The organism is Clostridium zhoujianii (assembly GCF_051590805.1).
In the GTDB taxonomy this organism is placed as follows: domain Bacteria; phylum Bacillota; class Clostridia; order Clostridiales; family Clostridiaceae; genus Clostridium.
The window spans coordinates 1,726,978-1,739,617 of the sequence record NZ_JBPUTF010000001.1; the positions used below are offsets into that span (position 1 = coordinate 1,726,978).

Below are 12,640 nucleotides of genomic sequence, written 5' to 3' on the forward strand. Positions count from 1 at the left end.
CCCCGATTTTTAACTATATCAATTGAGTTAACAAGTACTTACTTAACTTTAATTATCAATTTCCCTTAACATGCTTTCCAGATCCTCTTCACTAATTGAATCAAATAACTTTTCTTCAATTAAATTTGATAGAGCTCTTACAGTTAACCCAATAGTAAGAAACTCTACTAAAGATAAATCAACTTCATATATGTCATTAATTTTATATACCATTTTAGTTGCAATTAGTGAATGTCCACCGACTTCAAGAAAGTTATCATCAATCCCTATCTCCTTAACATCTAACATTTCCTTCCATAAATTTAGTATTTCCTGCTCTAATGGATTAATTGATTCATTATATATACTTTCACTAATTTCTTTTATTTCAGGTAATGCTTTTTTATCTATCTTTCCGTTTGATGTCAGTGGAAAATTATCTATTACCATCATTTTTCCTGGAATCATGTATTTAGGTAAATATAATTTTAGATCTGCCATTATTTTTTTAATTATTGATTCATTATTAGAAATAATATAAGCATTGATTTCGTTTTCATCATTACTATTTTTTCTAACTTTTATAGCAACATCCCTTACACCCTCAATTTTCCTTATGGCATTATCAATTTCTCCTAATTCAATTCTAAATCCTCTAACCTTTACCTGATCATCAATTCTTCCTAAATACTCTATATTGCCATCAGGTAGCCATCTTGCAAGATCTCCTGTTTTATACATTCTTTCGCCTAATTTATATGGATTGTTCAAGAACTTTTCTTCCGTTAACTTATCGTTATTCAAATATCCTCTTGCAAGTCCATTTCCACTTATACATATTTCTCCTATAACACCTATAGGCACTATATCATTCTTTGTATCTACAATATAAATTTTAAAGTTATTTATTGGTCTTCCTATTAATACTGTTTTATCGTATTTTTTTGTATAGTCGAACTTGTGTGCTATACATCCAACAGTAGCTTCTGTAGGCCCATATTCATTTATTATATCTATATTGTTACAGAATATATCACTCACATCTCTAGCTAATTCTTCTTTTAATTCCTCTCCACCAACTATAAATTTTTTAATATCTTTATTTACATTGGATATTTCTTTTAATAGGCTTAAATGTGCTGGTGTCACTTTTATTACTGCATTTCCTTTTGATTGAAATACCTTTTTCATTAAAGTATCAATATTCTTTTCACCATATATAACTACTTTATTACCACTAATTAATGGAGTGAAAATTGAAGTTATAGTTAAATCAAAGGATATTGAAGTGTATAGTGGCATATATAGTTCTTCTTCGCTTAAATACATGTTCTTTGCATATAAAATATAATTTGTTAATGCGTTATTATCTATCATTACTCCCTTAGGATTTCCTGTAGTTCCAGATGTATATATTACATAAGCTAAATTATTTATATTAGATATTTTATTTAAATCAATGTTTCTACACTTATATAGCTCTTCATCATCTAAATCACATATAGTCATTTCTATATTTATTAGTTCTTTAAACTTATTCTGCATCAATATTATTTTTGCTTGACTATTATTCAATATATACTCAATTCTATTTTCAGGATAATCTGAATCTATTGGTAAAAAAGCACCACCTGCTTTTAATATTCCTATTATTCCAACTACCATATTTATTGAACGATCTGATATGATTCCTACAACATCATCAGGGCATACTCCTTTTTCTCTTAGGATAATAGCAAGGGAGTCTGCTTTCTCATTAAGTTCCTTATAGGTTATACATTCATTTTCAAAGACAAGAGCAATATTATCTGGAGTTCTTTGTACTTGATCTTCAAATAAATCTACTACTGTTCTCTCTTTATCATATTCCACATAAGAATTGTTAAACTCGTTTAAAATTAGATTCATCTCACCCTCAGCTATAATATTAGCTTTATCCATATTCGCTTTAACTTCTTCAATAACTTCTTTTTCCTTTATTTGTTTTCCAACATTATTATTCATTCAATAATCCTCTTTTCATTTTATTTTTTTCTAATAAATATCTTTTCATTTCCTTCGATAATGAATTAGAGTTAATGATATTTCCCTTTTTTTCATTGATATCATCTATATCTCTAGGGCATTTTTTAATACTATCGTAATTAATGTAATAATCTTTGTTTTTCTCTGCACTTTCTATTATTTCACCTATATTATGAAAAGCATCTTCTCTATTACTTTCCATAAACTTAGTACATCTCACCTTATAATCTTGACTTAAAAGATTATTAACAGATTCCCTAATTTTTTCTTCCTTCCACATTAAAGGAGGTAAGTAATCACCTACTCCTATTTTCTTTACTATGGAACCATTTAATGGTCTATCTAAGCAATCAGCAAGTATAAGTTGAGGAACACCAGCATTAATTGCATTACTTACAGTTCCAATACCCCCGTGATTAATAATAAGACTTGCATAAGCTAAAGTTTGGTATAACGGAATGTAATCAAATACATATACATTTGAAGGTATTATATCTGGTAATAGTTCCTTATATTTAGTTGCTACAATAATCTTCCTACCTAAATTTGCACAAGCTTTAATAGAAATTTTATAAAAATCATTCCTTATTTTCTTGCTTGAACCACCAGATATTATTATCGGAGCTGTATTTTCTAATAATATTTTTTTTAATGCATCTGGTATAGATAAAACCTTCTTACTTAATGTTTCTAAAGGAAATCCAATTAATCTAATCCCCTCTGGTTCATTAACCATTTCACTTCTATACCACTTAGGCCACAAACCTACTTTAATCTTAGGAGAGCTATGCCAAGATAACCAGCTTTCTATAGGATTTAATCCCATTCGCTCTCTTAATTCATTAGCCTCATCACGTAACATTTTTCCATTAATACTATTAAAGCTTTCAATACTTTCGTATTCAAAAGGATTCATATAGACCCAAATAATTGGAATATTCAACTTTTCTGATAAGAGTAAAGCTGCTACACTTGACCTATTTTTTGCAAGTAAAATCGTGTCATCTTTCTTACAATACGGTTTTAACAATTCATATTCTTTCATCCTTACATCTACACTTTCATACTTTTCTCTAAAATGTTGAATATCTTCTTTTCCAGCTACTATATCTGAATAGGTTACTAAATCATTAAAGAATTGTTCATACTCATCCGGCGTATCCCATGGGACAAAACTAATTCCTTCTTTTTTTATTCTCTCTTCATAACAACAATGAGTAAAAATTGTTATTTCATGACCTATTTTTTTTAGATATTTACCAATAGATATGAATGGGATTACATCTCCATCACTCCAATGTGTACTAATCACTATATTTGCCATTTCTTATCCCCCATTGCATCACTAAACTTTACGTTTTTCCATTAACATCTTAACTAACATCTTCTTCCTTTCTTCTGATATAGAGTCTAATTTTGCTTTATTTCTACTATTAGTTCCCACCTTATTCTTCTCTTTATTTAATGACTTCTTGTTAGCTTTATTGAAATAATTAACTTTAAAATCCTCCTTATTTTCTAATAAGTCTTTTACAATTAACTTTAATTCTCCTTCTGTATTCTCCTTATTAATTTTATCTTCTAAAGCTTTACAAGATAATGATAAGGATTTGTCAAAGATTATTTCTTGTAAAGCTTTACTAATTGAATCTACATTCCAATATATTTCAGGAAATACTTTTGCTACACCTACTTTTTTTAATCTATCTGCATTATCTGGACGATCTGCTAAATGAGCCATTATTAATTGAGGAGTTCCACTAAATAATGCCTCACTAGATGTACCTATTCCACCATGATGGATAACTACATTTACATATGGCAGTATTTTTTTTATAGCAGTCTCCTGTAGCCTTAATATGCTATCAGGCAATTCCTTTGGCACATACTCATCAAATTCTGTAACCAAAATTCCACTTACATTCGCATCTATGCAGGATTGTGTAGCAATTTTATAAAAATTTGGATTAATAGCATTGCTTGTCCCAGCAGTAATAAGAGCTATATATTTATTCTTCTTCAAAAATCCTTTAATATCTTCTGGTATTTCATCAAAATTTTTATCTACCTTTTCAGGAAAACCAATAGCAATAGCATTATCAATTCTTTCTATATCTTCTGCTGCATACCACTTTGGCCACAATGCTATTTTTAATTTTGGTGAACACATCCACTCTGTCCAATTATCTATGTCCCTTAATCCAATCTTACTTCTTACCATATTAATTTCATCCCTCATTATTTCACCAATAAGTTCCTCATGTAATTCCAAATGCTGAATATAGTTAGGTGCAAGAAAAACAGAGGCAACAGGTAATCCGTATTTTTCAGCAGCTAGTAATGCAGCTATACTGAAGCGATGCCTAAATATAATAATTGTATCTTCCCTTTTACAATAATCACTAATAATTTTAAACTCTTTATATGTTTTATTAGAGCCACAATAACTTCTATTAAATTCAATATACTCCTTTGATTCCTTTATAGCGTCTGATAAATTATTTAACTTATCATTCTTTTCTTTAAAATCTTCATAACTATCAATAGCAACAAAATTTAATCCATTTTTTTTTGCCTCTTCTTCGTATATACAATGAGTTATTATTGTCACGTCGTGATCTGCTTTATTTATTATCTTTCCTAACTTAATGAATGGCTTAACATCACCACCAGTCCCATGAGTAATAAGTAATATATTTCCCAATAAGCACACATCCTTTATAAAAAATATTGTATATTACTTTATTTTCTTGGTTTTATAACCATTTATATGTTATTATACCATATTTATCCGATTTTTTTATATTTTTATGTAATAATATTAAATTTTTCACTTACATTATAATTTAAATATTCTTAATTTTCTTATAATTTATTTTTAATGCATATATAAAAGGATTATGTACTCAGTCTATTTATGATTTCATAACTATAAAAAGATATATACAATATTTTTTATAATTTTATTATTGTATATTTTCTAATTTATAACAAAATAATAAAATTCATTTTTTTGAATTATTGTAATATTATTGAAGGGATATTATAATGGTATTTAAAATAAAATGTTAAAGGAGTAGAAGGCATGAGTTTCAAAAAAATAATTAGTTCAATCCTCTCTTGTATATTAATAATTCTTGTAGGCACATGCATATCAGTTAATGCCACTGATAAAAAAATAATTGATGCTAAATATGATCTGATAACAGAAGTATTTGATTATGGTCAGCAAGTAAATAAAGTTGTTATTGCTTTAAAGACAACTATCAAAGGATCTACAGTAAATAAGAATACTTTTTCAGTAATAGCTAAAAATGAAGTTAATGGACATAAACTAGATATGGCTACACGTCTAGTAACAAATGTATATACATCAGATTCACCTCTTGGAGATCCAAGTGACTATGGTGAATATATCGTTCTAGAGTTGGAATATGGAATTAACGTATCAGACGCATATACATTATTTTGGGATTTTAGAAGTTTTTCAAATTACCCTATTGACTTAAAGTATGATGTTGTACAAATGTTTCCAATAGAAGATATTGAAGGTACTATAGTTAATAATGATAATCTCAAGCTATCAATGAATAATGTTAGTAACCTATTAGTTGATGATTTTAAAAAAGCCACCTCAAAAACTGGATTAAGCTACAGGCACTTTGAACCAGCAAAAGATGATAAAAAAAATCCTTTAATTATTTGGTTGCATGGTGTAGGAGAAGGTGGTGTTAATAATTCATCACAAATATCAGCTAATCGAGGCGGTGTTGCTTTTATAACCGAAGATATTCAAGAAAAATTTGGAGGAGCCTATGTTATGGCACCGCAATCTCCCTCTTATTGGATGCCATCATTCACATTGGGTAATTTAACCATTAATGGTGATAAAGATTATACCCAAGATATAATTGACTTAGTAACTGAATATATTCGTAATAACCCAGATGTGGATCCCACAAGAGTTTATATTGGCGGCTGCTCAATGGGTGGATATCAAACCTTGAAGGCGATAATTGCAGCTCCTGATCTTTTTGCTGCTGCTTTTCCAACCTGTGCTGCATATTCTCCAACAAATGAAGAGTTAAAAAAAATCGGAAATTTACCAGTATGGTTTACTCATGCTAAGTCAGATACTACTGTTCCATATACAAACTCAAAGGATGCATACGAGTACTTAAAGCAATTTAGTGATAACGCTCATTATACAGAATACGAAACTGTAAACTTTAATGGCATTGAGCATTCTGGTCATTCATCTTGGGTATATGTTTTAAATAATGATCCTAAAAACGAAGACGGTGAACATATAATTGATTGGATATCAAGACAAGTAAATGTATATGGTCACCGTTGGCAGAATTAAAGTTTTCTAGAATATAAAGTGGCATCTACTTACTAAAGTAGATGCCACTTTATATTTTAATTAATTTTATTTAATCAAAATTCTAATATAATCAACTATAATTCTTCTCTCTCTATTTCTTCTATATATCCTAATACTTCCTTAGCATTCCCTTTAAATAATATGGTTCTATTTGATTTCTCCATAGAATGCTTATACATAGGATCATAGTAATTAGTTAAAAATGATTCTATCCAATTTCTATGTCTATCTATACTATTAGTTTTAAGTTGCTCTTCATAGGCCATCTTAAGTTCTTCTATTATTACTTTAAGCCTATCTCCACCAAGTTTTCCCCTAACCCTTTCCATACTCCCTGTCATATCCTTAAACCAAGAATCTAGAGCTACCTCTTTGTCTTTCCACAAATTTATATGCTCTATTTGACCCTTTACAACATATTCTTCTAATATATTTTCTACCCTTTCTTCTATAGTAGATTCTAGGAAAATAACTCCACCTTTTTGACAATGATTATAAAATCCTTTCGGTATAAAACTCTTACCAACGTTTTTGCTTTCATCTTCTAAAATCATATATTTATAATTTTTATTATTATGTTTTATTAAGCTATATGCTAAATTATTTTCAAAATTTATTTGTGTTGGTTGTGGAGTAATAAAATGTCCAAAGGTTGATCCTCTATGGTTGGCAATCCCCTCTAAGTCTATAGAATTTTTTAATGTTTTTAACAATATAGTCTTACCTGAACCTGTATAACCTGTTAAAATTAATGGTTTTGATTTAATACTCTCAGCCTCCAATGAATTTATAAGAAAATTACGAAAGGCCTTATACCCACCATCTAGCTTTACTACATCCTTACCAGTAGCTTCATAAATCCAACTTTGTGCTATAGTTGAACGAGACCCCCCTCTAAAGCAATAAATAATAGTACCAGGATTTTCATCAATGTATTTTGCCCATAAATTTACTCGTTCTTCTTTAAATTTTCCAGATACAATCTTATAGCCTAACTTTGTTGCTTCCTCGTTCCCCTTTTCTTTATAACAAATACCTACAATATGTCGTTCCTCATTAGTTAATATAGGTAAATTTATTGAATTTAACATTGCCCCCTTTTCATATTCAATTGGTGCTCTAACATCTATTAATTTTGTATCATTTAATACAATACTTCTAAAATCATTTGTTATACTTAACTTCATTCAAATTACCTTCTTTTCTATTATTCTAAACACTATAGATTATATATTTTTTCCTTATAAAAATAAATGTTTATTATGCTAACCAGAGAAAACTTTGTATATTTATACTATTTTAATTTACATTTTACCTTTATAATAATTAATGTATTCTAATTATTGCCTATAATTAAAATTTATATATTTAACTAAAACTGGAGGATGAAATAATGAATGATATAAAACTAACAACACTTACAAAGACTTCAGGCTGTGCCGCCAAAATAGGACCAAGTGTTTTAGATTCTGTACTTAAAAACTTACCTAAATTTGAAGATTCTAACCTATTAGTGGGTTTTGATAAAAAAGATGATGCTCTTGTTTACAAAGTATCTGATGATAAAGTAGTGATTCAAACTGTTGATTTCTTCCCACCTATGGTTGATGACCCATATACCTTTGGACAAATTGCAGCTACAAATGCTTTAAGTGATGTCTATGCTATGGGAGGTGACCCTGCTATTGCAATGAATTTACTATGCTTCCCCTCTTGCTTAGATCCATCAATAATGCATGAGATATTAGCTGGAGGATATAGTAAAGTTCAAGAAGCAGGTGCTATTATCGCTGGAGGACATACTATTGCCGATCCTACTCCTAAGTATGGTCTTTGTGTAACTGGTTTTGCTCATCCTAGTGATATCCTTACCAATAGTAATGCTAAATCAGGAGATGTACTAGTTTTAACTAAACCCCTTGGTATTGGTATTTTAAATACTGCTACAAAGGCTGAGTTATTAACATTAAATGAAATACATAAAGTTACTAAAGTAATGACTGAGTTAAATAAATATGCTAAGGAATCTATTAATGGCTTAAGTGTCAATGCTTGTACTGATATTACTGGATTTAGCTTAATTGGACACGGATATGAAATGGCTAGTGGAAGTAATAAAACTATCCAATTCTTTAGCCATGAAATTCCTGTACTTCCTAAGGCATTAGAATATGCAAAGATGGGTATTATTCCTGAAGGAATGTATAATAATCTGGATTATTTAAAAGATAATTTTAAAGCTTCAGCAAATGTTTCTCAAGAAATTCAAGATGTGCTACTTGATCCTCAAACCTCTGGTGGACTTCTATTATCAATGCCAGAGAAGGATGCTAAAGAATACCTATCTAGAATGGAATGTTATACTCCATGGGCGAGAATTATAGGTGAAGTAACTGATAAAGGTAATTCTTCCATTATAATTGGATAATTGTGAAAGGAGAGGTATCAACTTTATGTGGATACCTCTCATTTCAGTCTTCTAAAAATTAAATTGTTATAACTTTACTTGATGATTTCATCGCTTCTAGAATCTCATACATATTACTAACTTTTCCTACTGATAGTTTATTTTCTAATTCATAAAAATTAAGACATGCGCCACATACTAATAAATTAACACCTATATTTTCTAATTTCTTTAAATCTTCTATAGCTTGTTCATTCATTGTTGGTACCTTTACACCATCGTTCATAAATAAAATATGTTTTGGATAGTCATCTGATTCTGATATTGTATATAAAAACATCTTCATTAAAGATTGCCCTAATTCCTCATTACCAACTCCTATTGTGTTTTTATTTACAAACACGCACCAATCTCCAATAGGTTTTCTATTTTCAACCTTCGCTAATATTTCTTCACATTCCTCACAGCCATTTGAAAATTTTATATTAAAATCTCCATTTCCTTCTTCCACTGTAACTTGAAAACCTTGACTACTAGCAAATTTCTTTAGATTTTCTACTGCAATTTTATTATCAACTTGAACTGTAAAGAACTTGCCTCCATTATCTATTTCTTTCTTTGCCATTATTACAGGCATAGGACAATTTTTTCCTCTTGCATCTATATTCTTACTCATACTAATCACCTTTCAAAAAAGATTATTTTCACAATAATTATACTCTAAAAAAATACATTAATAAATAATGATATTGTATCTATTAATCATATTTAATTTACACTTTATATGGAAATTTTTAATATTGAAATACTTTAAGTTAATTTGTATAATTATTTCATACTAAAAAAGGATGGTACTTTTATGGAGTGTAGATTATATTGTGGTGCCTGCTGTATAGCACCTTCAATAAGCTCATCAATACCAGGTATGAAAGATGGAAAAAAAGCTGGTGAAAGATGTATTCAGCTTGATGAAAATAATCTTTGTAAAATTTTCAAAGATCCTAGGAGACCTAGTGTATGTGGCGGTCTTAAACCTTGCAAAGAAATGTGTGGGACTACTAGGGAGGATGCTTTAGAATATTTAACTAAACTAGAAAAAGAGACAAGCCCTGATTTTTAATAGTTGTTAGTATAAAAACCAGAATGAAATATCCTAATTTTCATATTATTAGGAACTAAAAATTATAAATGAAATAAACTTAGATTATTATTTTATTCATAAATAAAAAGCTGTATGAAGAAAGATGTTTTCACTATCTTAACCATACAGCTTAACTTTTTATATTTTTTGTATTTTAGGCATTTTATTTAATTTACAAAATTTTAAATATAATATTTTGCTTAATTTTGACCAGCTGATATTATTTTTATACTTAGTTACTTAAATATCTAAACTCTATACTAGTTAAAAGTAATGCACCAGCATAGTCATTATTAACTGCAATACGAGCAACGCTTAACAATGCAAAATCTTCTGCTTTAATAATATCATCCAAATCAAACTCTAAAACATAATGGTTATATTGAAAGTTGCCTGGTGAGTTTTGAATTGAAATATTTCCACTATTATTAACCATTACATCAGCTGCATTTACTACACCATTAGCTCTAGTAAATAATGATGAAAGTCTAATTGCAAACCTATCTCCAGTTGGTGTATTTGAATTATCAGTTAATAAATGAACAAATACTTTAGCTTTTTGATATCTATTACGAGCATCTCTTGGTACACTGAATGTTAATGAATACTCATCTGTGTCACCTTGTGGTAAAAGCCATCCTAATATTACAAGACTAGAATTAGCACTTCCAAGTGGTGCACTATCAGGTATACTCTCAGTACCGTCGTTCATGGTTCCTGCATTGAATATTAATGATTTAAATTCTTGTGCTTCTTGATCTAAACAACTATTGTTTGACATATTGAGTTACCTCCTTATTCTTTTAATTTTTTTATTTATAGTATATTATATTACACATTAATAATTATGTTACTAAATCATTAGATTTTTCAATTAGAGTTATAGCTTTCCATTAGCATCTTCAAATCCATTATGTAATTTTATTATTTCTTGAGTTATAGATAATCCTAACCCACTACCATTTTCTTTTCTAACTTTATCTACCTTGTGTAATTTTTCAAATAGCTATCTTATATATTCTTATTTATAGCTTTCTTAGGACTATTAGCAATTTGTAATATTTATTCTAAGGAGATATAGACCCCTCCTTTAATTGCTCTATCTATTTTCCTTTTTAATACAACTACTATTATTCTGCTCATTATAGCTAGGACTACAAATATATATATCCCACTGTACTTAATACCTTTCTGAATAGATATTTCAGTAAATATTAATATTTTTCAAACCTGTTTTTTCTCATAATCCCTATAAAACTCTTTGCTTATATTTATACACTAATCATTTTTCGCATCTAATTCTTTCACTCACTTTAAATTTTAGGAAGTAATAATCTAAAACAAATGTGCTAAATGTAAAGAAAAAATAAACTTTTAATTTTGTAATGACTTTGTGATTTATTAAATTATTATAGTTACACTTTAATATGGAAATATAAAAAACCTAGATAATACACTTCTGTATTGTCTAGGTTTTCAGCCTGGATTAAATTACTATACTTATATTTCGCCTGCCATCTTAAATGCTTGTTTAGCTAAAAATACGGCTATAATTTCATTTATAACAGCAGCTGCTGCAATAGTACCTTGTATCATAGCTGCATATTCTGGTTGAAGAGGCATTAAAGTTTCTACTGCTATTCCTGTAAATATTAGAGATACTCCAGAATGAGGTAAAAGTGATAGCCCTAAATATTTAGATACATTATTATCAGCCTTTGACAACTTACCACCTACATAAGAACCTGATATTTTTCCTATTCCACGAGCTATTATATATATAGCAGTAAAAATACCTGCACCAAATATTAAGTTATAATCTAGTGGTGCCCCTAAGTCTATTACCATAATAACTAATCCTATACCTATTATTGGATTAATACCTTCTAATATTTCATGTAATCTCTCTTTTTCAACTGTATTTGCAATAATAGCTGAGAATGATATACCTGATAATAATAAGTTTATTGATAAAATATTATTATTAACATATCTTCCAATAACAACAGTAAGAACTACAAGTATTCCAACCTTTAATATTGTTTCTACTTTAGAACACTTATTTTTTAAAACTTTACTTGCTATTATACCTGTAAAGGCTCCTATAGCAAGTGGTAATATTATCATCATTAAAATAGAAATAATATTTACTGACTCACCAGTCATCCCCCCTGAAACTGCTCCAATAACTATAAAAAATACTATTAATCCTAATACATCATCTAAAGCTGCAAGTGGTATTAAAGTCTTTGAAACTGGACCTTTCGCATTGTATTCCTTAACAATTGATAAAGATGGTGCAGGTGCTGTTGCTAATGCAATTGCTCCAAAAATTAAAGCTATAGAAAATGGTATGTCTGCAAATATGAAAAATGAAACTGCAACTAATATAAATGCTGTCATCCCTTCAAATAAACATATAGTAGCGATTTGCTTTCCTGACTTCTTAAGTTCTTCTAATATTAATTCCGTACCTATTAGCATTCCCACCAATATTTCTCCTATATTAGATAAAATATGGAACCACTCTGCATCAATAATACTACTATTCATCCAATTTAGAGCATGTGGCCCTATTACCATACCTGTTATTAACCATCCAAGTATAGATGGTAACTTAATTTTAGAAACTAACTTACCTATTACTAATGCCAAAATTGTAAATAAAGCTAGTAATGTAATTCCTTTAATCACTTAAACT

At 28.8% G+C, this 12,640-nt stretch carries 10 protein-coding genes; 3 read left to right on the top strand and 7 right to left on the bottom strand.

Annotation, left to right across the window (positions count from 1 at the left end; translation table 11 throughout):
- Nucleotides 1-48: 48 nt before the first annotated feature.
- From ACSYT2_RS08055 to ACSYT2_RS08065, 3 genes are read right to left on the bottom strand one after another with little or no spacing between them, the layout of a single operon-like run.
- Entirely contained in the window at nt 49-1,983 is a 1,935-nt protein-coding gene (locus tag ACSYT2_RS08055; RefSeq protein ID WP_430854712.1) for a non-ribosomal peptide synthetase, read from the bottom strand.
- On the bottom strand, nt 1,976-3,328 hold the full coding sequence (locus ACSYT2_RS08060; protein ID WP_438384498.1) for a glycosyltransferase: 1,353 nt from the start codon (nt 3,326-3,328) through the stop codon (nt 1,976-1,978). The genes ACSYT2_RS08055 and ACSYT2_RS08060 overlap by 8 nt, the downstream gene beginning before the upstream one ends.
- Before the next feature lie 21 nt (nt 3,329-3,349).
- Nucleotides 3,350-4,708, bottom strand: a complete 1,359-nt coding sequence (locus ACSYT2_RS08065; RefSeq protein ID WP_438384501.1) for a glycosyltransferase — start codon at nt 4,706-4,708, stop codon at nt 3,350-3,352.
- A gap of 381 nt (nt 4,709-5,089) precedes the next feature.
- On the opposite strand from ACSYT2_RS08065, the gene ACSYT2_RS08070 reads away from it, so the two are divergent.
- The gene (locus tag ACSYT2_RS08070; RefSeq protein ID WP_438384504.1) at nt 5,090-6,370 is read left to right on the top strand and encodes a prolyl oligopeptidase family serine peptidase; all 1,281 of its coding nucleotides are present in this window, start codon (nt 5,090-5,092) and stop codon (nt 6,368-6,370) included.
- Nucleotides 6,371-6,465: 95 nt separating this feature from the next.
- Here ACSYT2_RS08070 and mnmH read toward each other — a convergent pair whose 3' ends face one another.
- On the bottom strand, nt 6,466-7,578 hold the full coding sequence (mnmH, locus tag ACSYT2_RS08075; protein WP_438384505.1) for a tRNA 2-selenouridine(34) synthase MnmH: 1,113 nt from the start codon (nt 7,576-7,578) through the stop codon (nt 6,466-6,468).
- 206 nt (nt 7,579-7,784) lie between these two features.
- On the opposite strand from mnmH, the gene selD reads away from it, so the two are divergent.
- Complete coding sequence (gene selD / locus ACSYT2_RS08080; RefSeq protein ID WP_438384507.1) at nt 7,785-8,819, top strand: selenide, water dikinase SelD; 1,035 nt, start codon at nt 7,785-7,787, stop codon at nt 8,817-8,819.
- Between the two features lie 58 nt (nt 8,820-8,877).
- Here selD and yedF read toward each other — a convergent pair whose 3' ends face one another.
- Nucleotides 8,878-9,474 carry a sulfurtransferase-like selenium metabolism protein YedF gene (gene yedF / locus ACSYT2_RS08085; protein ID WP_430854718.1) on the bottom strand — a complete coding sequence of 199 codons (597 nt, stop codon included), beginning with the start codon at nt 9,472-9,474 and terminating at the stop codon, nt 8,878-8,880.
- Nucleotides 9,475-9,657: 183 nt separating this feature from the next.
- Here yedF and ACSYT2_RS08090 point away from each other — a divergent pair, with 183 nt between their 5' ends.
- A complete protein-coding gene (locus ACSYT2_RS08090; protein ID WP_430854719.1) occupies nt 9,658-9,918 on the top strand; it encodes a YkgJ family cysteine cluster protein in 261 nt (86 codons plus the stop codon).
- A gap of 253 nt (nt 9,919-10,171) precedes the next feature.
- On the opposite strand, the gene ACSYT2_RS08095 is transcribed toward ACSYT2_RS08090, so the two are convergent.
- Together ACSYT2_RS08095 and ACSYT2_RS08100 are read right to left on the bottom strand one after the other, a co-directional pair.
- On the bottom strand, nt 10,172-10,720 hold the full coding sequence (locus tag ACSYT2_RS08095; protein WP_430854720.1) for a hypothetical protein: 549 nt from the start codon (nt 10,718-10,720) through the stop codon (nt 10,172-10,174).
- 719 nt (nt 10,721-11,439) lie between these two features.
- Nucleotides 11,440-12,633, bottom strand: coding sequence for a cation:proton antiporter (locus ACSYT2_RS08100; RefSeq protein ID WP_430854721.1), 1,194 nt, complete (start codon nt 12,631-12,633; stop codon nt 11,440-11,442).
- Nucleotides 12,634-12,640 lie beyond the last annotated feature (7 nt).